Annotated in this window: 29 protein-coding genes and 1 tRNA gene; 17 read left to right on the top strand and 13 right to left on the bottom strand. The window is 63.2% G+C overall.

From position 1 onward, the window contains the following. Nucleotides 1-11: 11 nt before the first annotated feature. Nucleotides 12-533 carry a DUF992 domain-containing protein gene (locus KYK29_RS00515; protein ID WP_437437203.1) on the bottom strand — a complete coding sequence of 174 codons (522 nt, stop codon included), beginning with the start codon at nucleotides 531-533 and terminating at the stop codon, nucleotides 12-14. A 180-nt stretch (nucleotides 534-713) separates the two neighbouring features. On the opposite strand from KYK29_RS00515, the gene KYK29_RS00520 reads away from it, so the two are divergent. From KYK29_RS00520 to hflX, 3 genes are all read left to right on the top strand, one after another. Next, nucleotides 714-803 (top strand) — tRNA-Ser (locus KYK29_RS00520). A 272-nt stretch (nucleotides 804-1,075) separates the two neighbouring features. Continuing rightward, on the top strand, nucleotides 1,076-1,318 hold the full coding sequence (gene hfq, locus KYK29_RS00525; protein WP_254688900.1) for an RNA chaperone Hfq: 243 nt from the start codon (nucleotides 1,076-1,078) through the stop codon (nucleotides 1,316-1,318). Nucleotides 1,319-1,393: 75 nt separating this feature from the next. Next, on the top strand, nucleotides 1,394-2,725 hold the full coding sequence (hflX, locus tag KYK29_RS00530) for a GTPase HflX (protein ID WP_254688901.1): 1,332 nt from the start codon (nucleotides 1,394-1,396) through the stop codon (nucleotides 2,723-2,725). 38 nt (nucleotides 2,726-2,763) lie between these two features. On the opposite strand, the gene mazG is transcribed toward hflX, so the two are convergent. Both mazG and KYK29_RS00540 read right to left on the bottom strand, forming a co-directional pair. Further along, nucleotides 2,764-3,600, bottom strand: coding sequence for a nucleoside triphosphate pyrophosphohydrolase (gene mazG / locus KYK29_RS00535; protein ID WP_254688902.1), 837 nt, complete (start codon nucleotides 3,598-3,600; stop codon nucleotides 2,764-2,766). 14 nt (nucleotides 3,601-3,614) lie between these two features. Further along, nucleotides 3,615-4,202 (bottom strand): deaminase, encoded by a 588-nt coding sequence (locus tag KYK29_RS00540; RefSeq protein ID WP_254688903.1) that lies wholly within the window; start codon nucleotides 4,200-4,202, stop codon nucleotides 3,615-3,617. Nucleotides 4,203-4,482: 280 nt separating this feature from the next. Between KYK29_RS00540 and cysG the strand changes: the two genes are divergently transcribed. The 5 genes from cysG to KYK29_RS00565 all read left to right on the top strand — a co-directional run bounded on the left by cysG (nucleotide 4,483) and on the right by KYK29_RS00565 (nucleotide 9,408). After that, nucleotides 4,483-5,922 (top strand): siroheme synthase CysG, encoded by a 1,440-nt coding sequence (gene cysG, locus KYK29_RS00545; RefSeq protein WP_254688904.1) that lies wholly within the window; start codon nucleotides 4,483-4,485, stop codon nucleotides 5,920-5,922. 1 nt (nucleotide 5,923) lies between these two features. After that, the gene (locus KYK29_RS00550; protein WP_254688905.1) at nucleotides 5,924-6,241 is read left to right on the top strand and encodes a DUF2849 domain-containing protein; all 318 of its coding nucleotides are present in this window, start codon (nucleotides 5,924-5,926) and stop codon (nucleotides 6,239-6,241) included. A gap of 12 nt (nucleotides 6,242-6,253) precedes the next feature. Next, a complete protein-coding gene (locus KYK29_RS00555; protein WP_254688906.1) occupies nucleotides 6,254-7,924 on the top strand; it encodes a nitrite/sulfite reductase in 1,671 nt (556 codons plus the stop codon). An 11-nt stretch (nucleotides 7,925-7,935) separates the two neighbouring features. Further along, the gene (locus KYK29_RS00560; protein ID WP_254688907.1) at nucleotides 7,936-8,448 is read left to right on the top strand and encodes a DUF934 domain-containing protein; all 513 of its coding nucleotides are present in this window, start codon (nucleotides 7,936-7,938) and stop codon (nucleotides 8,446-8,448) included. Nucleotides 8,449-8,595: 147 nt separating this feature from the next. Then, a complete protein-coding gene (locus KYK29_RS00565) occupies nucleotides 8,596-9,408 on the top strand; it encodes a ferredoxin--NADP reductase (RefSeq protein ID WP_254688908.1) in 813 nt (270 codons plus the stop codon). A gap of 11 nt (nucleotides 9,409-9,419) precedes the next feature. On the opposite strand, the gene KYK29_RS00570 is transcribed toward KYK29_RS00565, so the two are convergent. Together KYK29_RS00570 and KYK29_RS00575 are read right to left on the bottom strand one after the other, a co-directional pair. After that, nucleotides 9,420-10,040: a GntR family transcriptional regulator gene (locus KYK29_RS00570; RefSeq protein ID WP_254688909.1), complete on the bottom strand. Its 621-nt coding sequence runs from the start codon at nucleotides 10,038-10,040 to the stop codon at nucleotides 9,420-9,422. Between the two features lie 134 nt (nucleotides 10,041-10,174). Next, nucleotides 10,175-10,804, bottom strand: coding sequence for a MarC family protein (locus tag KYK29_RS00575; RefSeq protein ID WP_254688910.1), 630 nt, complete (start codon nucleotides 10,802-10,804; stop codon nucleotides 10,175-10,177). A 239-nt stretch (nucleotides 10,805-11,043) separates the two neighbouring features. Here KYK29_RS00575 and gyrA point away from each other — a divergent pair, with 239 nt between their 5' ends. Continuing rightward, a complete protein-coding gene (gyrA, locus tag KYK29_RS00580; protein ID WP_254688911.1) occupies nucleotides 11,044-13,827 on the top strand; it encodes a DNA gyrase subunit A in 2,784 nt (927 codons plus the stop codon). A 111-nt stretch (nucleotides 13,828-13,938) separates the two neighbouring features. Here the strand turns inward: gyrA and KYK29_RS00585 are convergent, their stop codons facing one another. Both KYK29_RS00585 and KYK29_RS22420 read right to left on the bottom strand, forming a co-directional pair. Next, complete coding sequence (locus KYK29_RS00585; protein ID WP_254688912.1) at nucleotides 13,939-14,085, bottom strand: hypothetical protein; 147 nt, start codon at nucleotides 14,083-14,085, stop codon at nucleotides 13,939-13,941. Between the two features lie 13 nt (nucleotides 14,086-14,098). Next, complete coding sequence (locus tag KYK29_RS22420; RefSeq protein WP_302795365.1) at nucleotides 14,099-14,224, bottom strand: hypothetical protein; 126 nt, start codon at nucleotides 14,222-14,224, stop codon at nucleotides 14,099-14,101. A gap of 243 nt (nucleotides 14,225-14,467) precedes the next feature. Here KYK29_RS22420 and coaD point away from each other — a divergent pair, with 243 nt between their 5' ends. From coaD to tgt, 6 genes are all read left to right on the top strand, one after another. Then, nucleotides 14,468-14,962 carry a pantetheine-phosphate adenylyltransferase gene (gene coaD, locus KYK29_RS00590; RefSeq protein WP_254688913.1) on the top strand — a complete coding sequence of 165 codons (495 nt, stop codon included), beginning with the start codon at nucleotides 14,468-14,470 and terminating at the stop codon, nucleotides 14,960-14,962. 35 nt (nucleotides 14,963-14,997) lie between these two features. Next, nucleotides 14,998-15,567: a peptidylprolyl isomerase gene (locus tag KYK29_RS00595; RefSeq protein WP_254688914.1), complete on the top strand. Its 570-nt coding sequence runs from the start codon at nucleotides 14,998-15,000 to the stop codon at nucleotides 15,565-15,567. Between the two features lie 42 nt (nucleotides 15,568-15,609). Further along, entirely contained in the window at nucleotides 15,610-16,125 is a 516-nt protein-coding gene (locus tag KYK29_RS00600; protein WP_254688915.1) for a peptidylprolyl isomerase, read from the top strand. A gap of 77 nt (nucleotides 16,126-16,202) precedes the next feature. Further along, a complete protein-coding gene (locus KYK29_RS00605) occupies nucleotides 16,203-16,652 on the top strand; it encodes a DMT family transporter (protein WP_254688916.1) in 450 nt (149 codons plus the stop codon). 7 nt (nucleotides 16,653-16,659) lie between these two features. Beyond that, the gene (queA, locus tag KYK29_RS00610; protein ID WP_254688917.1) at nucleotides 16,660-17,727 is read left to right on the top strand and encodes a tRNA preQ1(34) S-adenosylmethionine ribosyltransferase-isomerase QueA; all 1,068 of its coding nucleotides are present in this window, start codon (nucleotides 16,660-16,662) and stop codon (nucleotides 17,725-17,727) included. After that, a complete protein-coding gene (gene tgt, locus KYK29_RS00615) occupies nucleotides 17,724-18,854 on the top strand; it encodes a tRNA guanosine(34) transglycosylase Tgt (protein ID WP_254688918.1) in 1,131 nt (376 codons plus the stop codon). Before queA ends, tgt begins: the two co-directional genes overlap by 4 nt. Before the next feature lie 121 nt (nucleotides 18,855-18,975). On the opposite strand, the gene KYK29_RS00620 is transcribed toward tgt, so the two are convergent. The 3 genes from KYK29_RS00620 to KYK29_RS00630 all read right to left on the bottom strand — a co-directional run bounded on the left by KYK29_RS00620 (nucleotide 18,976) and on the right by KYK29_RS00630 (nucleotide 20,301). Beyond that, nucleotides 18,976-19,221 carry a hypothetical protein gene (locus tag KYK29_RS00620; protein WP_254688919.1) on the bottom strand — a complete coding sequence of 82 codons (246 nt, stop codon included), beginning with the start codon at nucleotides 19,219-19,221 and terminating at the stop codon, nucleotides 18,976-18,978. Between the two features lie 274 nt (nucleotides 19,222-19,495). Further along, nucleotides 19,496-19,912 carry a DUF4864 domain-containing protein gene (locus tag KYK29_RS00625; RefSeq protein ID WP_254688920.1) on the bottom strand — a complete coding sequence of 139 codons (417 nt, stop codon included), beginning with the start codon at nucleotides 19,910-19,912 and terminating at the stop codon, nucleotides 19,496-19,498. 143 nt (nucleotides 19,913-20,055) lie between these two features. Then, nucleotides 20,056-20,301: a hypothetical protein gene (locus KYK29_RS00630; protein WP_254688921.1), complete on the bottom strand. Its 246-nt coding sequence runs from the start codon at nucleotides 20,299-20,301 to the stop codon at nucleotides 20,056-20,058. Nucleotides 20,302-20,581: 280 nt separating this feature from the next. Here KYK29_RS00630 and KYK29_RS00635 point away from each other — a divergent pair, with 280 nt between their 5' ends. Together KYK29_RS00635 and KYK29_RS00640 are read left to right on the top strand one after the other, a co-directional pair. After that, nucleotides 20,582-20,974, top strand: coding sequence for a GFA family protein (locus KYK29_RS00635; RefSeq protein ID WP_254688922.1), 393 nt, complete (start codon nucleotides 20,582-20,584; stop codon nucleotides 20,972-20,974). 254 nt (nucleotides 20,975-21,228) lie between these two features. After that, complete coding sequence (locus KYK29_RS00640) at nucleotides 21,229-22,173, top strand: phosphoribosylaminoimidazolesuccinocarboxamide synthase (protein ID WP_254690036.1); 945 nt, start codon at nucleotides 21,229-21,231, stop codon at nucleotides 22,171-22,173. A 25-nt stretch (nucleotides 22,174-22,198) separates the two neighbouring features. On the opposite strand, the gene KYK29_RS00645 is transcribed toward KYK29_RS00640, so the two are convergent. From KYK29_RS00645 to metG, 3 genes are read right to left on the bottom strand one after another with little or no spacing between them, the layout of a single operon-like run. Continuing rightward, complete coding sequence (locus KYK29_RS00645; protein ID WP_254688923.1) at nucleotides 22,199-23,035, bottom strand: MBL fold metallo-hydrolase; 837 nt, start codon at nucleotides 23,033-23,035, stop codon at nucleotides 22,199-22,201. Between the two features lie 4 nt (nucleotides 23,036-23,039). Further along, nucleotides 23,040-23,819, bottom strand: coding sequence for a TatD family hydrolase (locus KYK29_RS00650; RefSeq protein ID WP_254688924.1), 780 nt, complete (start codon nucleotides 23,817-23,819; stop codon nucleotides 23,040-23,042). A 6-nt stretch (nucleotides 23,820-23,825) separates the two neighbouring features. Then, nucleotides 23,826-25,376, bottom strand: a complete 1,551-nt coding sequence (metG, locus tag KYK29_RS00655; protein ID WP_254688925.1) for a methionine--tRNA ligase — start codon at nucleotides 25,374-25,376, stop codon at nucleotides 23,826-23,828. Between the last annotated feature and the right edge of the window lie 60 nt (nucleotides 25,377-25,436).

Raw genomic sequence — 25,436 nt, forward strand, 5'->3', positions numbered from 1 at the left:
GGGGAGGTGGATCAGCTCTGCGGCATCAGGGTGACGGACGTACCCGTGGCGGCGAGATTGAGGCCGAGCTGGCCGCCGACGCTCAGCGTCTGGAGCTGGATCGAGCCGGATGTGCCGCCGACCAGGATATTGGCGCCGACGCCTGCCAGCACCGTCGCCTCGGCCGTCGCGCCCTGATAGAGCCCGCCGAGCGAGCCGCGATGATAGCCGGCGGTGGGGGCGAAGACGGCCCAGACGATGCGGCCGCGCGTGGTGAAGCCGATGTCGACGCCCATCTTGCGGATGACGCCGGAATAAACGTCCTCCTCGCCGCGCACCGACTTGAAGATGCAGTCGACGGACTTGGCCGACCCCAGGACGTAGCCGACGCCGCCGCCGACGTCGCAGGTCAGAACGCCAAGCTTGACGCCGTCGCGCGAATCCGCCTCGCGGTAGACCGGGGCCGGCTCGGGGGAAACCATGTCGGCTGCACTGACGGCCGTCGCAGCCAGCGGTATCACGGTCATGGCAAGGATGGTTCCGAGCTTTTTCATGAGAGGGTCTCCTTCTGTTCGAACAGAAATGACGCCGGCAGGGAATCGTTCCCCGTCTTGCCGTCACTCTTTTCCAAAACGTGCCACGATCATGGCGGAGTAGAGGCGGCACCGCCAAGCACACGCCCTTATTGACGCCACCCCGCTCCACCCTGTAAAGCCGCTGCACCAACCGGAAACGGAAGAGTGGCCGAGCGGTTTAAGGCACCGGTCTTGAAAACCGGCGTGCGGGAGACCGTACCGTGGGTTCGAATCCCACCTCTTCCGCCATTTCGGTATGAAACCGGGAATGCCGGTTCCGCAGATAGTCGACGATCATGGGGCGAGCAGTTCATCGGGACCGCGCGATCTTTGCGGCCCGTCTTTGGCGGGCGACCTTGTGACGCTATGGTTGAAAATGCGCCGTCCGCTTTTCGCCGTTGCAGAGAGGACGGCGATTTGATACCAAATCCGACGGCTCGGGACGACGGTTCCGGGTCGGGGGGCTTTTATTTTCAGTCAACCGGCCGCAAGGAGGCCGGCAATCAGAAAGAAGCGGCGCGATGGCGGAACGTTCTCAAAATCTGCAGGATCTTTTTCTCAATACCGTTCGCAAGCAGAAGATTTCCCTGACGATCTTTCTCATCAACGGCGTGAAGCTGACGGGAGTGGTCACCTCTTTCGACAATTTTTGCGTGCTCCTGCGTCGCGACGGTCATTCCCAACTGGTTTACAAGCACGCCATCTCGACCATCATGCCGGGCCAGCCGTTGCAGATGTTCGAGTCGGAAGACAACGGCGCCTGACGGGACGATATCATTCACAAGTCCGGGACATCCAGGGATTCCAACATTCCGCACGTTGACAAGAACCGGGACGACATGCGCGCTGTCGTCATCGTTCCGGTCCTGAAGGCCGCAACACGCGCCACGGCGGAGGCCTCCGCCACCTTGCAACGCTCCGATGAGGCGCGTCTGGAAGAGGCCGTCGGCCTTGCCCGCGCCATCGACCTTGAAATCGTTCACGCCGCCGTCGTGCCGGTCAGCCAGCCGAAGCCCGGCACTTTGCTCGGCGGCGGCAAGATCGCCGAGATCGGCGCGGTGCTCGATGCGCAAGAGGCGGGGCTCGTCATCGTCGATCATCCGCTGACGCCGGTGCAGCAGCGCAATCTGGAAAAGGAATGGGACGCCAAGGTCATCGACCGCACCGGCCTCATCCTTGAAATCTTCGGCCGCCGCGCCTCCACCAGGGAGGGCGTGTTGCAGGTGGAACTGGCGCATCTCAACTACCAGAAGGGCCGGCTGGTCCGTAGCTGGACCCACCTCGAACGCCAGCGCGGCGGAGCGGGCTTCCTCGGAGGACCCGGCGAAACGCAGATCGAGGCCGACCGGCGACTGTTGCAGGAAAGGATCGTGCGGCTTGAGCGCGAGCTGGAGCAGGTGCGCCGCACCCGCCAGCTTCACCGCTCCAAGCGCAAGAAGGTGCCGCATCCGATCGTGGCGCTCGTCGGCTATACCAACGCCGGCAAGTCGACGCTGTTCAACCGGATCACCGGGGCAGGGGTGCTCGCCGAGGACATGCTGTTTGCAACCCTCGATCCGACTTTGCGGCGCATGAAGCTGCCGCAGGGGCGCACCGTGATCCTGTCGGATACGGTCGGCTTCATCTCCGATCTCCCGACCCATCTCGTCGCGGCCTTCCGGGCGACGCTGGAAGAGGTTCTGGAAGCCGACCTGATCCTGCATGTCCGCGATCTGTCCGATCCCGACAATGTCGCCCAATCGGCCGATGTCCTGCGTATTCTGACCGATCTCGGCATCGACGAGAAGGACAGGGCCCAGCGCATCCTGGAGGTCTGGAACAAGATCGACCGGCTGGAGCCGGAGGCCCGCGCCGCACTGGTGCAGAAGGCGGAAAGCCAGCCGAACGTCATCGCGGTCTCCGCCGTCAACGGCGAGGGCGTCGACCGGCTGCTCAGCGAAATCAACGAACGGCTTTCCGGCGTGCTCGTCTACCGCAGCGCCGTCGTGCCCCTCGAAAAGCTTCAGTTGCTGCCCTGGATCTACGATCACTCCATCGTCGATGCGCGCGAGGACTTGGAAGACGGCAACGTACGGCTCGAACTGCGGCTGACCGAAACGGAAGCCGCCGAACTCGACCGCCGTCTTGGCGTCATCGCAAAGCCGCGGCGCGAGGATTGGGAACGCGAGTAGGAGCGTCTCCCGGCTCGCAGACGAAAAATCCCGGAACGTTACCGGAGCAGTTGCCGCTCGATTGTCTTGGCGGCCTGCCACAATTCCTCCATCCGCTCCAGCGTCGCCGCTTCGAGGCTTTCGCCATTGGCGGCGAGGCTTTCCTCGATATGGGAAAAACGGTTGCGAAACTTGGTGTTCGTTCCCCGCAGCGCCATTTCGGGATCGGCGCCGACATGCCGGCCGATATTGACGAGAGCGAAGATCAGGTCGCCGAGTTCGTCGGTGACGGCAGCACTGTCCCCCTCGGCGAGCGCCTCGCGCAATTCGCCGATCTCCTCCTCGATCTTGTCGAGGATCGGCGCGGGCTCCGACCAGTCGAAGCCGACCCTGGCGGCGCGCTCCTGAAGCTTCAGCGCCTCGACGAGCGCGGGAAAGGATCGCTGCACGGAGCCGAGATGGCCATGCAGCGGATCGTCCGGCAGGCCGCGGCGCGCGCGCCGCTCGCGGCGTTCGTGCTTTTCCGCCTGCTTGATGGCATCCCACTGCAATTTCACAGCCTCGGGCGTCTCGGCGCCGGAGCGGGAAAAGACATGCGGGTGACGGCGGATCATCTTGCGCGTTACCGCCTCGACGACATTGCCGAAATCGAAATCCCCGCGCTCCTCGGCGATACGGGCATGGAAGACGACCTGAAGCAGGAGATCGCCGAGTTCCTCGCACAGGTCGTCCATGTCCGCCCGCTCGATGGCGTCGGCGACCTCATAGGCCTCCTCGATCGTATAGGGCTTGATCGTCTCGAACGTCTGCACGACGTCCCACGGGCAGCCGGTTTCCGGCTGGCGAAGGGCCGTCATAATGTCGAGAAGGCGCTGGATGTCGCGGCTGGGTTCCATGGTCGAAGTCCCGGTCAGTTGAGCGGAATGCTGTTTGCCGACTTGCCGGACTGGTAGACGGCTGAAAGATCGGCATAGGCGCCACGGATTTCCTCAGCCTTGCTCTTCAATGCCGAGCGCACCGGCTCTGCCACCGTCGAGACGAGATCGGAAATCGCCGCGGAACGCCAGAAGGCGTTGGTTGCGGCGTAGCCGCCGGGGTCGAGCCGGAACACTTCCTTGAGAATGCGCAGATCGTGCGGGATGGCGAAACGGTCGCGCGAATCCGCATGACTGAAGAAATAGTAGAAATTGTCGAAGCCGGCCCAGGTGATGGCGGAAAGGCACATCGAACAGGGTTCGTGCGTGGACAGGAACAGGAGGTCCTTCGTATCCGGCCGTCCGGCCTGCTCGTAGAAGCGCTTCAACGCGTGGACTTCCCCGTGCCAGAGCGGGTTCTCGGTTTCGTTGTTGGTTTCGGCAAGGACCAGTGAGAGGTCCGCCTTGCGCAGGATCGCCGCGCCGAACACCTTGTTGCCGGCCGCGACGCCCCGCCGGGTCAGGGGCAGGATGTCGACTTCGATGACCTCGAGAAGGCGTTTGGAAAGTGTGGCGTGATCCATGGCGCGATGCCCCGGCTGAAACGGATAGGGGCTTCCTTACCGGTCGCCGGCGGCCGGAGGCAAGAGGCTTGTGGGAGGGGGCCTGCACGGCCGGCGGATGGAATCTCCTTCCCGCCGTTCCGGTCGGCGCAGGGCGCCAGAGAGCGTCCGGGCATGCCCATGCTCAAAATGCCATGCGGGCGAGTAAAACAATACGCTCCCGGAGCGACGGGAGGATTTCTGTTTCTTCCGATGCTGGCCGGTTTTCGCGATAGTGCGCAGACTTTAACGGGACCGTACGATGACCAGCGCAAACGACAAGCTGACGACCTTTCCGGCCTTCTTCCGCGTGAGCGGCAGAAGCGTCGTGATCGTGGGCGAGGGCGACGAGGCTTTCGCCAAGGCGCGGCTCGTCGCCAATACGCAGGCCCATATCGTCGTCGTCGCGGAAAATCCCGAGCCGGCTTTCGCGCGTTATATCTCCGAACACGGCATTCAACTGAAGCGGCAGGCATTTTCCGACGAAACGCTCGCCGGCGCGACGCTCGCCTTCGCTGCAACCGGCGACGCGGCTGCCGACCGGGCGATCGCCGCTGCCGCGCGTGCGCGGGCGGTTCCGGTCAATGCGGTCGACCAGCCGGAGGTCTGCGACTTCTTCACGCCCGCCCTCGTCAACCGGGCTCCCGTCGCCGTGGCGATCGGCACGGAAGGGGCGGGACCTGTTCTGGCGCAGATGATCCGTGCGCAGGTCGACCGGATTCTTTCTCCTTCCCTCGGGCCGCTGGCAAGGCTTGCGGCAAGCTATCGCGAGGTCGCGGAATCGGTATTGCCGCGCGGTTTCGTCCGCCGGCGCTTCTGGCATGCGTTCTTCGGTGGCGCCGTGGCGGCCGCCGTTAGCCGGGGCGATACGGAAGCGGCGCGGCGCGCCGCCAACGGGCTTCTCAATACCGCTCACCGCGCGGAGGGCCGCGTCTGGCTCGTCGGGGCGGGGCCTGGAGCGGAGGACCTGCTGACGCTGCGCGCCCAGCGCGTGATGATGGATGCCGATGTGCTCGTCCACGATGCGCTGGTGCCCCAGGCCGTCATCGACATGGGACGCCGCGACGCCGAGCGCATTTCCGTCGGCAAGCGCAAGGGCTGCCATTCGAAGTCGCAGGACGAGATCAACGATCTTCTGGTGGCGCTTGCCCGCGCCGGCAAGCGTGTCGTGCGTCTGAAATCCGGCGATCCGCTGGTCTATGGCCGGGCGGGCGAGGAAATGGCGGCGCTGCGCCAGGCGGGTATCGGCTACGAGATCGTGCCGGGCATCACCTCGGCTTTCGCCGCCGCCGCCGATTTCGAACTGCCGCTGACGTTGCGCGGCGTCGCGTCCTCCCTGGTTTTCACCACCGGCCACGATCTGACGGGCGATGTGTTGCCGGATTGGGCGCGCCTTGCGGTGTCGGGTGCGACCGTCGCCGTCTATATGGGGCGCACGGTGGCGGCTTCGGTCGCCGGCCGCCTGATGCAGGCCGGCCTTCCGCCGGAGACGACGGTCGCCGTCGTCGAGAACGCCAGCCGCGCCGACAAGCGCCTGCTGCACGGCACGCTCAAGGACCTGCCGGGGCTGGAGCGCTACGACGATCTTTCGGGTCCCGTCATGGTGATTATCGGCGATGCGGTCGCCGGTGCGAATTTCGAACGGTCCGAGCCGCTCGCCTACGGCGAGCCGGCACGCGCCACTGCAACATTGGGAGCATGACATGGCCGACAAGGTTCTGACAGCAAACCGCCTCTGCGACGGCGTTTCCGTTTGGCTGGACGCCGCCGGCAACTGGAACGAATGCCTTCAGGCCGCCTTCGTCGCACGCCACAAGGAGGCCGTCGAAGCACTGGAGGCCACGGGCCGGCAGGCTTTCGCCGACAACAAGGTCGTCGACGTCAATGTCGTCGACGTAGAGGAGGTCGAGGGCGTCCTGCAACCGCTGCGCATGCGCGAGCGCATTCGCGCCCAGGGCCCGACCATCACCTATGCTGCCGGCTACGCCGGCCTGACCGTCACCGACCGCCCGGCGGCCTGAGGATTTTCTTCAATGTATCGTTACGATGAATTCGACCATGCCTTCGTCGCCGGCCGCGTGGAGCAGTTCCGCGATCAGGTAGCGCGCCGCCGCTCCGGGGAGCTGACGGAAGACGCCTTCAAGCCGCTCCGGCTGATGAACGGCGTCTATCTTCAGCTGCATGCCTATATGCTGCGCATCGCCATTCCCTATGGCACGCTGAGTTCGCGCCAGATGCGGATGCTCGCCCATATCGGCCGCAAGTACGACCGAGGCTATGGCCATTTCACGACCCGCCAGAACATCCAGTTCAACTGGCCGAAGCTGTCCGAAATCCCGGATGCGCTTGCCGAACTCGCCGGCGTGGAAATGCATGCGCTCCAGACCTCGGGCAACTGCATCCGCAACGTCACGGCGGATCATTTCGCAGGCGCCGCCGCAGATGAAGCAGCCGATCCGCGCCCCTATGCGGAGATCCTGCGGCAATGGTCCTCCGTCCATCCGGAATTCTCCTTCCTGCCGCGCAAGTTCAAGATCGCCGTCACCGGAGCCGAACGCGACCGCGCCGCAATCCAGGTGCACGATATCGGCCTGCATCTGAAGAAGAACGATCGGGGCGAGATCGGCTTTTCCGTCTACGTCGGCGGCGGGCAGGGCCGTACGCCGATGGTGGCGAAGAAGATCCGCGACTTCCTGCCCGAGGCCGACCTGCTTTCCTACACCACCGCGATCATGCGCGTGTACAATCTGCATGGCCGCCGCGACAACAAATACAAGGCGCGCATCAAGATTCTCGTCCATGAGACGGGTGCGGAGGAACTGGCGCGTCAGGTGGAAGCGGAGTTCGCCGAACTGCGCAACGGCGAACTGACGTTGCCGGCCCAGGATATCGCCGCCATCGCCGCCTATTTCGCGCCGCCGTCCTTGCCGCCGCGCGCCGAGGGCTGGGCAAGTCTTGCGCAATGGAAGAAGGCGGATGCCGAATTCGCGCGCTGGGTGGGGCAGAACGTTCAGCCGCACAAGCATCCCGACTACGGCATGGTGACGATCTCGCTCAAGGCCATCGGCGGCATTCCCGGCGACGCGACGTCCGAACAGATGGAGGCGGTCGCCGATATCGCCGAGGAATATGCTTTCGACGAAATCCGCGTCAGCCACGAGCAGAACCTGATCCTGCCGCATGTGGCGCTCGCCGATCTGGAGCCCGTCTATCGCGGATTGCTCGCCGCCGGCCTTGCGACCGCCAATGCGGGTTTGATCACCGATATCATCGCCTGCCCGGGTCTCGATTATTGCGCGCTCGCCAATGCACGCTCGATCCCGGTGGCGCAGGAGATTTCCACGCGGTTCGGCGCCGCCGCGCGCCAGACGGAAATCGGGGAGCTGAAGATCAAGATCTCCGGCTGCATCAACGCCTGCGGCCATCATCATGTCGGCCATATCGGCCTTCTCGGGGTGGAGAAGAAGGGTGAGGAGCTTTACCAGATCACGCTTGGCGGCTCCGGCGACGAGAACACCTCCATTGGCGAGATCATCGGCCGCGGCTTCGCGCCGGAAAAGGTGACGGATGCGGTCGAGGTGATCGTCGATACCTATCTCGGCCTGCGCCTCTCCGCTTCGGAAACCTTTCTGGCGGCCTATCGGCGCGTCGGTCCGCAGCCGTTCAAGCAGGCGCTTTACGGCAATGCGGCGGAAGCGGCCTGAGGAGCATGACGATGATGAAAATCTGGAACGAAGCCGGCTTCGTGACCGACGATCCCTGGCTCGTCGAGACGGAGGAAACCAAGGCGGGTTCGAACGAGAAGGTTCTCCTCTCCCTCGACGATTTCCTCGAACGGGTCGCGGAAACGGCGGAAACCGGGCTGGGCGTGCTGATCCAGCCTGCCGACGACATCCGCCGGCTGGAAGGCCATCTCGACCGGCTGGCGCTCGTCGCGCTCGCTTTCCCGGCTTTCAGCGACGGGCGTTCCTTCAGCCATGCGGCGCTTCTGCGGTCGCGCCTTGGCTATGCCGGAGAGGTGAGGGCGGTCGGCGACGTGCTGATCGATCAGATCCCGCACATGCTTCGCTGCGGCATCGACAGCTTTGCCGTCACCAATGCCACGGCGTTGAAACGGCTTGCCGAAAGACGCCTGCCCGGCATCGACGTTCACTATCAGCCGGCGGCCCAACCTTCCGTTGCTGCCGGTTCCTATAGCTGGCGGCGGCTGGCCCGGCCGGCGGTTTGAACCGGCGGGAGCTTTCCCGCTGGCAGGGGAACACCGAAAATTGCGCGACCAATGCGCGCAATGGAATGGAAGTGCTTCCTTTGCCGACCTATTTGTCCTATTGGCTGCATCCGGAAGCAGACACGTAAACTCAGGATCGATCCGAGCATGAACGCACCTGCCAAACAACAGGAATTCGCGACCAGCGTGCCCGCCGGCGTCTTCGCCGAGACGGTGACGGAGGTGCAGCACTATACGGACCATCTGTTCCGGTTCCGCATGACGCGGCCGGAAAGCTTCCGCTTCCGCTCGGGCGAATTCGCGATGATCGGCCTCGTGGTGGACGGCAAGCCGATCTATCGCGCCTACTCCGTCGCCAGCCCCGCCTGGGATGAGGAACTGGAGTTCTTTTCCATCAAGGTGGCGGACGGGCCACTGACCTCGCACCTTCAGAAGATTAAGCCCGGCGATACGGTGCTGATGCGCAAGAAGCCGACCGGTACGCTCGTGCTCGACGCCCTGACGCCCGGCAAGCGCCTCTATATGTTCTCGACCGGCACCGGGATCGCCCCCTTCGCGAGCCTTATCCGCGATCCGGAAACCTACGAGAAATTCGACGAGGTCATCCTGACGCATACCTGCCGCGAAGTGGCGGAGCTGCAATACGGCTTCGACCTGATCGAGGGGATCCGCAATCACGAATTCCTGTCGGAGATCGTCGGCGACAAGCTGCGTCACTATGCGACGGTCACGCGGGAGGACTATCCGTTCCGCGGACGCATCACCGATCTGATCAGCAGCGGAAAGATGTTCGATGATCTCGGCCTGCCGCCGTTCGATCCCGCCGTCGATCGCGGCATGATCTGCGGGTCCGCCGCCATGCTGAAGGACACCAAGGCGCTGCTGGAAACGGCAGGGCTGACGGAAGGTGCCAACAGCAAGCCCGGCGAATTCGTCATCGAGCGCGCCTTCGTCGACTGAGACGTTCCAGGTCAGGCTGTGCGGTGGTCCATAAGGTCCGCCATGGCGGTGGCGGCGAGCGGCCCGTCCGCTTGGCGGATGGCGCGAATGACCCGGACGTGCAGTTCGATCGAACGCTCCATGCGCCGGTCGTCGGTTCTGGAGAACCAGAGACGGCGTGAATGGGTCCTGAGGGGCGCGAGGCTCGCTGTCAGAAACCGGTTGGGGCAGGCGTCTTCCATGACCTCGTCGAAGGCCGTGTCAGCCGCCAGAAACCCCTCCGCATCGAGATCGATGGCGCAGGCCGTCATGGCTTGAGCGCAGACGACAAGCCGCCTGCGATGATCTTCCCCGGCATGACGCGCCACCAGATCGGCGGCCAAAGGCTCCAGCCGACCGCGCGCCTGCATGACATCGGCATGATCCTCCGGCCCGATAGCGGCTATACGCAGCCCGGCCCGGGGACGCACCTCCAGCAGGCCCTGCCATTCCAGTTTCTGGATCGCCTCGCGCCCCGGCGTGCGGCCCTGGCCGGCAAGCTCGACGAGCTGCTTTTCGGTGACCATCGCTCCCGGTTTCAGTTTCAAGGTGACGATTGCGCCTTCGAGCGCGCGATAGGCGAGGTGGGACAACGGTGTCGTCGGTTCCGGCATGTTTGCCCCTTCTGATATATCACGCCTCGCCATGTCGCAAATAGCGCTAGACACGCCGTGATATATCAGAGTGCTTTGCAGCAGGGAAGGCAGGCATAGGGTGGCTGGATGGGAAGACGGGGGCGGACGGCCGCCTACAGGCTGAAGGCCGAGCGAACGCCGTCCACGACGAATTGCACCGACAGGGCGGCGAGAATGACGCCGAGAAGCCGCGTCAGGATCGCGCGTCCCGTCGCCCCGAGGAAGCGGTCGACCCGTTCGGCGATGACGAGAGACAGGAAAAGGATGCCGATACAGGCGGCCAGCACGCCGATCAGTTCCAGCCGTTCCAGCGCCGAGGGAAAAGAACCGGCAAGCAGAATCGTCGCCGAGATCGCGCCCGGACCGGCGATCAGCGGCAGGGCGAGCGGAAAGGCGGCGATATTGTGCATATGGTCGCGGGTGATGGCGACCTCGCTGGTCTTTTCCTTGCGCTCGTTGCGCCGTTCGAAAATCATCTCGAAGGCGATCCAGAAGAGCAGCAGTCCACCGGCGATCCGAAAGGCTCCGATGGAGATCCCGAGAAGCGACAGCACGGCCGAACCGGTCAGCGCGAAGACGGCGAGGATACAGAAGGCGATAATCGACCCGCGCAACGCCACGAGGCGGCGCTGCGCCCGGGTCATGCCGACGGTCAGGCCGAGGAAGATCGGCGCGAGCCCCGGCGGGTCGATGGTGACGAGCAGGGTTGTCGTGGCGTTGACGATATGATCGATGTCGAACATCCGGCCGTTCTCCTCCCGTGCGGACCGGCCTCCTCGCCACGCCGCGCACCGGCATTTCTAGGCGAGAGCGGCGGGTGAGGGAAGGGCGTTGCCCGTCGGGCGGCGGGGCGGCCACGAAAAAGCGGAAATCGGCGGCTTATATCGGAAAAGCCTGTTCAAAACCGCGCACGAAATTGGCGCTGACAGCGCTGGTAGGCTATAAATTCCCGAATGATTCTGAACAAAGATCGTGATCGGCATTGACAGACCAAGCGACCCCCGGCGGCAAGACCCCTCCCGGCATTGAACCTATTTCCATCGTCGAGGAGATGCAGCGCTCCTATCTCGATTACGCCATGAGCGTGATCGTCAGCCGCGCGCTTCCCGACGTGCGCGACGGCCTCAAGCCCGTGCACCGGCGCATCCTCTACTCGATGAGCGAGATGGGCGTCGACTGGAACAAGAAATATGTGAAGTCGGCCCGCGTGACCGGTGACGTGATGGGTAAATACCATCCGCACGGCGACTCCGCCATCTACGATGCGCTTGCGCGCATGGCCCAGGACTGGTCGCTCCGCCTGCCGCTGATCGACGGCCAGGGCAATTTCGGCTCGGTCGACGGCGATCCGCCGGCCGCCCAGCGTTATACGGAATGCCGCCTCCAGAAGGCCGCGCATTCTCTGCTCGACGACCTTGACAAGGATACGGTCAATTTTCGCGACAACTACGACGGTACGCTTGCGGAGCCCGTCGTCGTCCCTGCGAAGTTCCCGAACCTGCTCGTCAACGGCGCCGGCGGCATCGCCGTCGGCATGGCGACCAATATCCCGCCCCACAACCTCGGCGAAGTCATCAACGGCTGCATCGCGCTGATCGACAATCCGGCAATGGAACTGCCGGAGCTGATGCAGATCATCCCCGGCCCCGACTTTCCTACCGGGGCGATGATCCTCGGCCGCTCCGGCATCAAGCATGCCTATGAGACCGGCCGCGGCTCCGTCATCATGCGTGGCGTCGCCCGTATCGAGCCGATGCGCGGCGACCGCGAGCAGATCATCATCACCGAGATTCCCTATCAGGTGAACAAGGCGACGATGATCGAGAAGATGGCCGAACTGGTGCGCGACAAGCGGATAGAGGGCATCTCGGACCTGCGCGACGAATCCGACCGCGAGGGCTATCGCGTCGTCATCGAGCTGAAGCGCGACGCCAACGCGGAGGTCATCCTCAACCAGCTCTACCGCTATACGCCGCTGCAGACCTCCTTCGGCTGCAACATGGTGGCGCTGAACGGCGGCAAGCCGGAACAGATGACCCTGTTCGACATGCTGCGCGCCTTCATCGCCTTCCGCGAGGAGGTCGTCAGCCGCCGCACGAAATATCTTCTGCGCAAGGCGCGCGATCGCGCTCACGTCCTGGTCGGCCTCGCCATCGCCGTCGCCAATATCGACGAGGTGATCAACCTCATCCGCCGCGCGCCCGATCCGCAGACGGCGCGCGAGCAGCTGATGGAGCGCCGCTGGCCGGCGAAGGACGTCGAAAGCCTGATCCGCCTGATCGACGATCCGCGTCACCGGATCAACGAGGATCTGACCTACAATCTCTCCGAGGAACAGGCCCGCGCCATTCTCGAACTGCGCCTCGCCCGCCTCACGGCGCTGGGTCGCGACGAGATCGATGACGAATTGAACAAGATCGGCGACGAGATCAAGGATTATCTCGACATCCTGTCGTCGCGCCTGCGCATCATGACCATCGTCAAGGACGAGCTTGCGGTCGTTCGCGACGAGTTCGGCACGCCGCGCCGCACCGAGATCGCCGACGGCGGCCCGGACATGGACGACGAGGACCTGATCGCCCGCGAGGACATGGTGGTCACGGTCTCGCACGCCGGCTATGTCAAGCGCGTGCCGCTCGCCACCTATCGCGCCCAGCGCCGCGGCGGCAAGGGCCGCTCCGGCATGGCCATGAAGAACGAGGATTTCGCAACCCGTCTCTTTGTCGCCAATACGCATACGCCGGTCCTTTTCTTCTCCTCGCGTGGCATCGTCTACAAGGAAAAGGTCTGGCGTCTGCCGATCGGAACCCCGCAATCGAAGGGAAAGGCGCTCATCAACATGCTGCCGATCGAGCCCGGCGAGCGCATCACCACGATCCTGCCGCTGCCCGAGGACGAATCGACCTGGCAGGACCTCGACGTGATGTTCGCCACGACGCGCGGCACGGTCCGGCGCAACAAGCTCGGCGACTTCGTCCAGGTCAATCGCAACGGCAAGATCGCCATGAAGCTCGAGGAAGAGGGCGACGAGATCCTCAATGTCGAGGTCTGCACGGATCGCGACGACGTGCTGCTGACGACGGCGCTTGGCCAGTGCATCCGCTTCCCGGTGGATGACGTGCGGGTCTTTGCCGGCCGCAATTCGGTCGGCGTAAGGGGCATTTCGCTCGGCAACGCCGATCGCATCATCTCGATGTCGATCGTCAGCCATGTGAGCGCCGAACCGTGGGAGCGGGCCGCCTATCTGAAACGCTCCGCCGCCGAGCGGCGCGCAAGCGGCGCGGACGACGACGAAATCGCCCTTGTCGGTGAGGAAGTCGGGGAAATGGGCGAGCTTTCCGAGGAGCGCTACCAGGAACTCAAGGGCCGCGAAGAATTCGTCCTGACCGTGTCGGAAAAGGGGTTCGGCAAGCGCTCGTCGTCTTATGATTTCCGCACGTCGGGTCGCGGCGGCAAGGGGATCCGCGCCACCGATACGTCGAAAACCGGCGAGATCGGCGAATTGGTCGCTGCATTCCCGATCGAGGAAACCGACCAGATCATGCTCGTCTCCGACGGCGGCCAGCTCATCCGCGTGCCGGTGCACGGTATCCGCATCGCCAGCCGCGCCACCAAGGGCGTGACGATCTTCTCGACCGCAAGGGATGAAAAGGTCGTATCGGTCGAGCGCATCAGCGAGCCGGAGAGCGACGACGATGATGGCGAGGAGGAGAGCCTTGCCGACGGCGTCGAGGGGAACGGCGAGATAGAGGCGACCGGGGAATAGACCCCGACAGCCTGATGCAAACGAAAAAGCCGGACGGGCAGGGAACGACCGTCCGGCTTTTCAATGTCGCGGAGCGCCTGGAGGCAACGCGCACCGCGTCGTGACGGGGGCTCACACGCCGAAACCGCCTGTCCGTGTCTTGAGCCTGTTGCGTTTCAGCATCGCGCGATCCTTGTTGATCTCGCGAATGGTATGCGCGAAGTCGACGGTGAAGACGACGCTGATGAACAGGGCGAAAAGAATGCCGACCGCTTCCATTCTGCCTCCTCGCCTAGCGCAGCCATTTGCCGCGGATCGCGGACTTCGGCGCGACGGGGCGAGCCTCCTGCCGCAGCGCATGCAGCGTTGCGGCAGTCATGGCGATGAACATGGTCATGCAGAAAATAGCGAGGGCCATTGCGACTTTCCTTCCAGCCAGAGGAAACGCGATACGTGGTTTCAAGGTGTCGAACCTGCAATGCGCGATTGCGCCGTTTGTTCCCGACATTGGTCATTCAGCCATAATCGGGCTGAAACACGCTTGAACGCCCCGTTCACGCGCCATTCAGGTTCGCGAACGGGGACAACCGCAGGCCGGGGAACCTGGAGCCTTGCGGAAACCGGCCGTCCGTGACACAAGGCGGCAAACGAGGCCTTGCCGATGACCATTGCCTTTTATCCCGGATCCTTCGATCCGATCACCAACGGCCATGTCGATGTGCTGGTGCAGGCGTTGAACGTCGCGCCGAAGGTCATCGTGGCGATCGGCATTCATCCCGGCAAGACGCCGCTCTTTTCTTTCCATGAGCGCGCGGACCTGATCCGCCGTTCGATTGCCGCCGTGCTTCCCGAGCGGGCGCAGGACGTGAGCGTCGTCTCCTTCGATAACCTCGTCGTCGACGCGGCGCGCGAATATGGCGCCGGTCTCCTCATCCGCGGATTGCGCGACGGAACCGATCTCGATTACGAAATGCAGATGGCGGGCATGAACCGGCAGATGGCGTCCGATGTCCAGACGGTGTTCCTGCCGGCCGGCGCCCTCTCGCGGCCCATTACCGCCACATTGGTCCGCCAGATCGCGGCTATGGGTGGCGATATCAGGTCTTTCGTTCCCGCGCCCGTTTTCGAAGCCCTGAGCGCAAGGCGCGAGGGCTGAACGTCGTTCCATAGCAACGCTTGAGAGAACCCATCATGAATATCCTTCGCATCGCCTTCGCCGGAGCCGCTTTCGTCGCTTGTGCCGCCGGCGCGACGCTCGCCCAGGCCGCCGAGAACCTGACGATCCAGCTCAAGGACGGCCCGGTCGTCATCGAGCTTCTTTCGGATGTGGCGCCGAAACACGTCGAACGGATCAAGGAACTGGCCACCGCCGGGGAATATGACAATGTCGCCTTCCACCGGGTGATCGACGGCTTCATGGCCCAGACCGGCGACGTGGAATTCGGCGATATGGAAGATGGCTATCAGCCGCAGCGCGCCGGCACGGGCGGCTCCAGCAAGCCGAACCTGCCGGCGGAGTTTTCCGAGGTGCCTTTCGAGCGCGGCACGGTCGGCATGGCGCGCTCGCAGGATCCGAATTCCGCCAATTCGCAGTTCTTCATCATGTTCGCGCCCGGCGACTTCCTGAACGGCCAGTACACGGTCGTCGGCAAGGTCATCGAAGGCATGGAGAACGTCGACAAGATCAAGCGCGGCGACGAAGCCGCCAACGGTTCGGTGAACGATCCCGACCGCATGATCAAGGTAACGGCGGGCGAGTGACCCGCTTGCGTCCCACATTTCATTTTCGAGAAGGAGAAAACCATGGCCGAGATCAAGGACCCGGAAAACACCGTCATCATGGAGACCACGAAGGGCAGGGTGGTCATCCAGCTTCTTCCCGATCTCGCCCCGGGCCATGTAGCGCGTGTCAAGGAATTGACGCGGGAAGGCGCCTATGACGGCGTCGTTTTCCACCGGGTCATCGAGGACTTCATGGCGCAGACCGGCGACGTCAAGTTCGGCAAGAAGGGCGGCGAGAACTTCAACCCGTCCCGCGCGGGCATGGGCGGCTCCGACAAGCCGGATCTTGCGGCCGAATTCTCCAACATGAGCCATGTGCGCGGCACCTGCTCCATGGCGCGCAGCCAGGCGCCGAATTCCGCGAATTCGCAGTTCTTCATCTGCTTCACCGATGCGCCCTGGCTCAACAAGCAGTATTCGGTCTGGGGCCAGGTTATCGAAGGCATGGAAAGCATCGACAAGATCAAGCGTGGCGAGCCGGTGAGCGATCCCGATTCCATCGTTTCGATGAAGGTTGCCGCAGACGTTACGGCCTGATAGAAAACCGTCGATTTCAACCGCGCTCGCCTCCAGCGGGCGCGGTTTTCTTTTGTCGCTTTTGCAAGAGTATTGATATGGCTGCATTCCTATGGGCGCTGCTCGCCGTGGCCGCCGGCGCTTGCATCGCGATCCAGGCACCCATCAATGCGCTGCTCGGCCGGGGTCTCGGCATGCCGGTTGCGGCGGCCTGCATTTCCTTTGTCGCCGGCGCGATCGTGCTGGCGTTCCTCGTGCTGGTGGTGACGGCGTTCGAAGGCCGGGCTCCCGCCTGGCGCACGCCCGATGGCTGGCTCTATGTCGTCGGCGGCGTTCTCGGCACGGTCTATGTCACGACCGCAATCTATCTGACGCCCCGCATCGGCGCCGCCGCCGTCATGGCGTTTGCCGTCTCGGGCCAGCTTCTCGCCGGCCTGCTGCTCGACCGGATCGGCTTTCTCGGCATGGCGGTGCGCGAGCTTTCCCTCGGCCGGGTTGCGGGCGCGGTGCTGCTCGTTGCCGGCGCGCTTATGATCCGCGTCTTCTGAGGCCCCCATGCGCGTCGACCTCTTCGATTTCGATCTGCCGGAAGACCTTATCGCGCTTCGCCCCGTCACGCCGCGCGAGGCCGCGAGATTGCTTGTCGTGCGCCCGGGGGGCCGGCCGGCCTGCGAGGATCGGACGGTGGGCGACCTGCCTGGTCTGCTTCGGCCCGGCGATGCGCTCGTTTTCAACGATACGCGGGTCATCCCCGCACAACTGGAAGGCATTCGCCGCCGTGACGGCGCCACCGGCCAGAAGATTTCCGCAACGCTGCACATGCGCACCGCCGCCAATTGCTGGAAAGCCTTCGCCCGGCCGGCAAAACGCATCAGGACCGGCGATCGCATATCGTTCGGCGCGGCCGGGGAACTTTCGGCGACGGTCGGGGAAAAGGGCGAGGGCGGCGAGGTCGCGCTTCACTTCGATGCTTCCGGCCCGGAACTCGATCGCGCCATCGCAGGCGTGGGCCATATCCCCTTGCCGCCCTATATCGCCGCCAGACGCGACGAGGACGCGGCCGACCGGCGGGATTATCAAACCATCTATGCCCGCGAGGAAGGCGCCGTCGCGGCACCCACCGCAGGCCTGCATTTCACCGATTCCCTTTTCCGCAATCTCGACGCCCTCGGCGTGGAACGGCATTTCGTGACGCTGCATGTCGGCGCCGGAACGTTCCTGCCGGTCAAGGCCGACGATACGGCCGATCACGTCATGCATGAGGAGATCGGCTACGTTGCGGAAGAAACGGCCGCGGCACTCAACGCGGTCAAGGCGAGGGGCGGGCGGATCGTCTCCGTCGGCACGACCTCGCTGCGGCTGCTCGAAAGTGCCGCCGATGCGGATGGCACGATCAGGCCATGGTCGGGTGCGACGGGCATCTTCATCACGCCCGGCTATCGCTTCCGCACCGCCGACATGCTGATGACCAATTTCCATCTGCCGAAATCGACGCTTTTCATGCTCGTTTCGGCCTTCAGCGGTCTTGAGACGATGCGCGACGCCTATGCCCATGCGATCGCGACCGGCTACCGCTTCTATTCCTACGGCGACTCCAGCCTGCTTTTCCGGGACGAGCGATGACACAGACCTTCCAGTTCAAGCTGCTTGCCACCGATGGCAAGGCGCGGCGCGGCGCGGTCAGCATGCCGCGCGGCACGATCCGCACACCGGCTTTCATGCCTGTCGGCACGGCGGGCACGGTCAAGGCGATGTATCTCGACCAGGTCCGCGATCTCGGGGCCGATATCATCCTTGGCAACACCTATCACCTGATGCTGCGGCCCGGCCCGGAGCGCGTCGCACGCCTTGGCGGCCTGCACGAGCTTATCCGCTGGCCCTGGCCGATCCTCACCGATTCCGGCGGCTTTCAGGTGATGTCTCTGGCCGGGCTGCGCAAGCTCGATGAAAAGGGCGTGACCTTCAAGAGCCATATCGATGGCGTGCTGCATCATATGTCGCCGGAGCGCTCCATCGAGATCCAGGGCCTGCTCGACAGCGATATCCAGATGCAGCTCGACGAATGCGTGGCGCTGCCGGCCGCTCCGAAGGAAATCGAGCGGGCCATGGAGATGTCGCTTCGCTGGGCGGAGCGCTGCAAGGTGGCCTTCGGTGACCAGCCCGGCAAGGCGATGTTCGGTATCGTGCAGGGCGGCGATATCGCGCCTTTGCGCGAGCGCTCGGCCGCAGCGCTCGCCGGGCTCGATCTCAAGGGCTACGCCATCGGCGGTCTTGCCGTCGGCGAACCGCAGGCCGTCATGCTCGACATGATCGATGCGACCGTTCCGCATCTGCCGCAGCAAAAACCGCGATACCTGATGGGCGTCGGCACGCCCGACGATATGCTGAAATCGATTGCGCGCGGCATTGACATGTTCGATTGCGTGATGCCGACACGCGCCGGTCGCCACGGTCTCGCGTTCACCCGCCACGGCCGTATCAACCTGCGCAATGCGCGCCATGCGGAGGATATGCGTCCGCTCGACGCAGAATCGAATTGCCCGGCCGCCCGCGACTATTCGCGGGCCTATCTGCATCATCTCGTGCGCGCCAATGAGTCGCTCGGCGGCATGCTGCTGACCTGGAACAATCTTTCCTACTATCAGGACCTGATGGCCGGCAGCCGAAAGGCGATCGAGGATGGGCGTTTTACCGAATTTACGGCGGAAACCGCGGATGGCTGGGCGAGGGGGGATCTGGCGCCGTTGTAAGGACGCCGGTCGCCGGACACCAGACCCCCCATCGGCGATGAAAGAGACGTCGTCAAAAAGACCCGCTATCCGAATGGGATAGCGGGCCTGAAAAAAGTCAGGAAAGGAATTCCGGGCACTGTTAGCGGCTGAGGACCACGATCCCGGCGTCGCCGGCGTCGTTCATCTGCACCGTGGCATGGGAGCCGGCGCCGAGGTTTGCCGGAATGGCGACGTCGGATGCGATGGCGACGGTCTTGCCGCTTGCGAACGTGATGACGCGGGCCGCGGGATCATAGGACTGGACCGCGCCGCTGACGGGCATGGCTGCGAAAGCGGAACCGGCGATCAGGGCGAAAGCGGCGGCGGAGAGAGCGATTTTTTTCATTTCAGTCACCTTGTTTGTTTGTCGCTCGAAGCGGTCTGTCCGTTTCGATGAGGAATAGATAGACGCGCAGGATCGTTCAGAGAAGACGATAAATATTGACCATATCGTTCACTAGAAATGAACGATATGGTGTTATCCCGTCAGTGTGCGGTAAGGATCATTGGCACGGCGCGAGTTGCCCGGAGCGCTATCGCTTCCAGCCCGTGCAAGTGTCGCAGATAATTGCGGAGAGGATCGGGGCGAGGGGCGTTCATCCCCTCGACAGGGGGACCGCTCAGATACCGGGGCCTGGCGCGGCGCGCACCAGATGCATGCCGTTGATACGCCAGCTATCGTCCGGCAGGCGCACAAGCTGGTAAAGCACCGTCCAGTCCTTGCCGTCCGGACCGGAAATCAATACTTCCTGCACCACTGCATTCTGTTCCAGCTTCACCCGACCGAAAGCAAAATTGCCGGGCCGGTAGACCGGGGCATATTGCTGTTTCACCATATCGAGGAAACCCGCCCCGGTCCGGAACCGCTCGCGAACCGGCGGCGACGCGAGCGCATAGGCGGTCGCGGCGTCGTCCTTCATAAAGGCCCGGATTTGTTGCTCGATGATTTCCTGCACGACAAATGTCGGGTCCTCCGGCGTCGTATCCGGCGCAACGGAAAGGGAGACGCAGAGCATCAGGGCAAGGGCAAGTTTCATCGGGCGAATCCTCCGCGTCTCCGATTCTAGGGGCGTGAACCGGTGAGGTCCAGCAAAGGATGTGGGCGATCGAAACATAAAAAGACCCGCTATCCGGACAGGAGAGCGGGCCTGAAAAGCCAGGAAAGGAATTCCGGGGACTGTTAGCGGCTGAGAACCACGATCCCGGCATCACCGGCGTCGTTCATCTGCACCGTGGCGTGGGAGCCGGCGCCGAGGTTCGCCGGAATGGCGACGTCGGAGGCGATGGCGACGGTCTTGCCGCTTACGAACGTGATGACGCGGGCCGCGGGGTCATAGGACTGGACAGCGCCGCTGACGGGCATGGCTGCGAAAGCAGAACCGGCAGCAAGGGCGAAAGCAGCGGCGGAGAGAGCGATTTTTTTCATTTCAGTCACCTTGATTGTTTGTTTGTCGCTCGAAGCGGTCTGTCCGTTTCGATAAGTAATAGATGGGTTTTCGGGACCGTAAAAATAAGATCACGATGTTGAACACACTGTTCGTCAGATTGAACGATGGGATTCTACAGTATCAACAAGAGTGACAATCCCTGATTGTGCTATGCGAAGCGGTGAAGTCAGACAGTCGACAGGGCATCGCATCCTTTATGGACGAAGGATGGCATTCATTATAAAAATTCCATCTTTCTGATCTTGAAGGAGACACTGCATGGACCATTTTTCAGGTGGTTGCCTTTGCGGAAACGTCCGGATCGCGGCGTCAGGACGCCCATATCGGGTCGGCCTTTGTCACTGTCTCGAATGCCGCAAGCACCACGGTGCTCTTTTTCATGCTTCGGCGATCTTTCCGGAGGATGCCGTGAGGATCGAGGGCGAGACCCGCGATTACGCGGGGCGATTTTTCTGCCCGCACTGCGGCTCGTCCGTTTTCGCACGCACCGCGGACGAGATCGAAATCAACCTCGGTTCTCTGGACGCGCCCGACCAGTTGATGCCGACCTACGAAAGCTGGACCGTCCGCCGCGAATCCTGGCTGCCGCCATTTCCGCTTGCAAGACGATACAGGCACGATCGCGATCATACCGGTCGGCTGGAGGAGTAGGCGCGTTTCATTGCAGCGTCCTTGCGAGTGACAACCCATTGGTATCATTCGCAAGTCGCACTTCATCCTTGAACCCACCCGGCTACACACAATAATCGCATAAGATAGATTATGGAACTATCGTCCATGAAAGATCGGCCGTTGCTGTGCGGTATGTGGGCGCTCGGTCCTTTCCGTCTTGACCCCATGCGGTTGCGGGCCGTAAGCGGAAATGCAAAATGGACACCAACCCGAAGGCCATGCCGATGAGCGATTTGCGCACTCTCTCCGACGCCCATATTCCGGAATTGCCGAACCGCTACAAGGGCAAGGTTCGCGAGAATTACGATCTTCCCGACGGACGACGCATCATCATCGCGACCGACCGGCTCAGCGCCTTCGACGTCATCCTGACGTCCATTCCGTTCAAGGGCCAGGTCCTGACCCAGACGGCGCGCTACTGGTTCGAGGAAACGGCGGATATCTGCCCCAATCATGTGCTCGATTATCCGGATCCGAACGTCGTCATCGGCACCCGGCTCGACATCCTGCCGGTTGAAATTGTCGTACGCGGTTATCTTGCCGGCACCACCAGCACCTCGATCCTCACCAAATACCGCAAGGGCGAGCGCGAGATGTATGGCATCCGGCTTCCGGACGGCCTGAAAGACAACGAGAAACTGCCCGAACCGATCATAACGCCCACCAGCAAGGCCTTCGACGGCGGCCACGACGAGCCGTTGTCCGGCGCGGAGATCCTTTCCAAGGGCCTGCTGACGGCCGAGCAATGGGAAACCGTGTCGCGCCACGCGCTGGCGCTTTTTGCGCGTGGCCAGAGCCGCGCGGCCGAACGCGGACTGATCCTCGTCGACACGAAATACGAATTCGGCACCGACAAGGACGGCCGCATCGTGCTGGCGGACGAGATCCATACACCGGATTCGAGCCGTTACTGGATTGCCGACAGCTATAAAAGGACCTTCGCCGAAGGTGGACGACCGGCAAGCTTCGACAAGGATTTCGTGCGCGCCTGGGTCACGGAACGCTGCGATCCCTACAAGGATCCGATCCCGGAAATTCCCCGCGACATTATCGAGCAGACGTCGAAGGTCTACAGGGAGGCCTTTGAGAAAATCACCGGCAATACGTTCGTGCCCGATTTGTCCGGAGCCACGGTGCTTGAGCGCATCCGCACCAATCTCAAGCCCTACTTTTCCTGAGCGGCCCTATTTTTCCTGAACGGCCCTACTTTTCCGGAACGGAAAGAGGCTCCGGAATGACGAATTCGAAACGCAATCCGTCATAGGCGGGCTCGACGTGGTCCGGCGTCTCCCGCGCCACGGTGTCATAGTCGAGCGGCACATGCATATGGGTCAGGATCGCCCGTGCCGGCTTCAGCCGGTCGATCCATTGCAGCGCCTGCGACAATGACAGATGACTGGAATGGAAGCGATATTGCAGCGCGTCGATGACGAGCACGTCGAGACCGGAAAGCAGCGGCAGCGTGTCGTCGGGAAAATCGCTGACATCGCTGCAATAGGCGACGTCGCCGATGCGGAACCCCAGCGAGTGGATCGAACCGTGAACCTGGACGAGCGGCTGGAAGGTGATCGGCCCCCCTGCTCCGAAGATCGTCAGCGGCCGATCCATCGGCTCGATCAGGTTTTCCGTGACGATCGGCGGATACATGCTGCCCGGCGGCGTCTTGAGGCAATAGCCGAAGCCCTCGTGGATGCGCGCCATCGTAAAGGCGTCGGCCCAGATCGGCACCTGCCGGTGATTGTGCAGGACGAAGCCGCGGATATCGTCGATGCCGTGGATATGGTCCGCGTGGCCATGCGTATATAGCACCGCGTCGATGGCCTGGACGCCGCTTGCGATCATCTGCTCGCGGAAATCCGGCCCGGTGTCGATAACCACGGTCGTAAGGCCCTCCGGGCCGATCTGCTCGACGAGAAAGGCGGCGCGGCTGCGGCGGTTCTTCGGATTCTCGGGATCGCAGGCGCCCCAGTCGCCGGTGATGCGCGGCACGCCGGGCGACGAGCCGCAACCGAGAATCGTGAAGCGACGCCGGTAGACCAAAGCACTATACCTTCGGCATTTTCGAGAAGATGCGGAAGGCGTTTTCCGTGGTGATGCGGGAAATCTCCTCCATGCTCACGCCGATGGTATCGGCAAGCACGGCGGCGGTATGGGTCACATAGGCCGGCTCGTTGCGCTTGCCGCGGAACGGCTTCGGCGCGAGATAGGGCGCATCGGTCTCGACCAGCATGCGCTCCGGTGGAACGGTGCGGGCGATCGCCCGCAATTCTTCCGATTTCGGGAAGGTCAGGATACCGGAAAAGGAGATATAGCCGCCCAGTTCGACGCCGGTGCGGGCAAGCTCCGGGCCGGCCGTGAAGCAATGCAGCAGAAAGGGAAAAGCCCCCTTCCCCGTTTCCTCCGTCAGGATCGCCGCCATGTCCTCATCGGCCGAACGGCTATGGATGACCAGCGGCAGGCCGGTCTCGCGCGCTGCGGCGATATGGTTGCGCAGGCCGATGGCCTGCGCCTCGCGCGGTGCATTGTCGTAATGATAGTCCAGGCCCGCCTCGCCGATGGCGACGACACGGGGGTGGCGCGACAGTTCCACGAGTTGCGAAACGGAAATATCCAGTTCCTCATCCGCATAGTGCGGATGGGTGCCGACGGAGCAGAACACCGTCGGATATTTTTCCGCGATGGCGAGGATGTTCGCGAAGCGTCGGACGCGTGTGGAGATGGTGATCATCTGCCCGATGCCGGCCGCATGCGCCCGCGCGACGATCTCGTCGCGTTCCGCCTCGAAATCCGGAAAATCCAGATGGCAATGGGAGTCGATCAGCATCGCCCTTCACGCCTCCGGCGCGACGTAGCGCGGGAAGACCGGCGTCGGCGCGTCGAGCGCCGTGCCGCTGACGAGGCGGCCAGTCGGCCCGAGTGCGGAAAAACCGCGCCTGTCCGCCGGCACGGCCACCAGATCGAGCAGCTTTACCGCCGACTGCGGCATGAAAGGCTGCAACAGGATGGCGATCTGGCGCACCACTTCCGCCGTGACATAGAGCACCGTGCCCATGCGGGCCGGATCGGTCTTCTTCAGCGCCCAGGGTGCTTCGCCGGCAAAATAACGGTCGGCCTCGGAGACGACGGCGATGATCGCCGCCAGCGCCCTGTGAATCTGCTGCCGGTTCATCTCCTCGCGGGTTGCGCCATGCAGCGCATCGGCGGAAGCGAGCATTGCCCGGTCGGCATCGGTCAGCTCGCCGCATTCCGGGATTTTCCCATCGCAGTTCTTGACGATCATCGATAGCGAGCGGCTGGCGAGATTGCCGATGCCGTTGGCGAGATCGGAATTGATGCGCGTTGCGATCGCCTCTTCGCTATAGCTTCCGTCCTGGCCGAAGGAGACTTCCCGCAGGAAGAAATAGCGGATCTGGTCCAGCCCGAAATGGTTCACCAGGTTTTCCGGGTCGACCACATTGCCGAGCGACTTCGACATCTTCTCGCCCTTGTTGAGCAGGAATCCGTGGGCGAAGACGCGGCCCGGCAGCGGCAGCCCGGCCGACATCAGGAAGGCCGGCCAGTAGACGGCATGAAACCGGATGATGTCCTTGCCGATGACATGAAGGTTGGCCGGCCAGTATTTCGCGCGCGGGCCGTCGGGGTCGGTGAGATAGCCGGTCGCGGTCACATAGTTGGTGAGCGCGTCGACCCAGACATACATGACATGCGCCGGATCGTCCGGCACTTCGATGCCCCAGTCGAAGGTGGTGCGGGAGATCGACAGGTCCTTGAGACCCGACTTGACGAAGGAAATCACCTCATTGCGGCGTTCGGCAGGCCCGATGAAGTCCGGGTTTTCTTCATAATGCTTCAGGAGCCGGTCCTGATAGGCGGAGAGGCGGAAGAAATAGCTTTCCTCCTCCACCCATTCCACGGGCGTGTCCTGCGGCCCGTAGCGCACGCCGTCGGCGCGCAGCTCCGTCTCGCTCTCCTGATAGTAGGCTTCGTCGCGCACCGAATACCAGCCCGCGTAGCCGCCCTTGTAGATATCGCCGCTGGCCGCCATGCGCCGCCAGATCTCGCGGCTGGCTTCATGGTGGCGGGCTTCGGTGGTGCGGATGAAATCATCGTTCGATGCATTAAGAAGAACCGCCATCTTCTTGAATTCAGCGGAATTCTTTTCCGCTAACTCGCGCGGTGAAATGCCTTCCTTACGTGCTGTTTGCTGCATCTTCTGGCCGTGCTCGTCGGTTCCCGTCAGGAAGAACACGTCCCGCCCGTCGAGGCGCTCGTAGCGCGCCATGGCATCTGTCGCCATCAGTTCGTAGGCATGGCCGATATGCGGCTTGCCGTTCGGATAGGAGATGGCGGTGGTGATGTAATAAGGAGACGTATCGGTCATGGGTCCGGTCTGGCTGGGAGGATGCGATGCCGTAGGCTAATAGCCCATGCGGGCGGACAG

Origin of the sequence: Shinella daejeonensis (genome assembly GCF_024281235.1) — a bacterium.
Classification (GTDB): domain Bacteria; phylum Pseudomonadota; class Alphaproteobacteria; order Rhizobiales; family Rhizobiaceae; genus Shinella; species Shinella daejeonensis.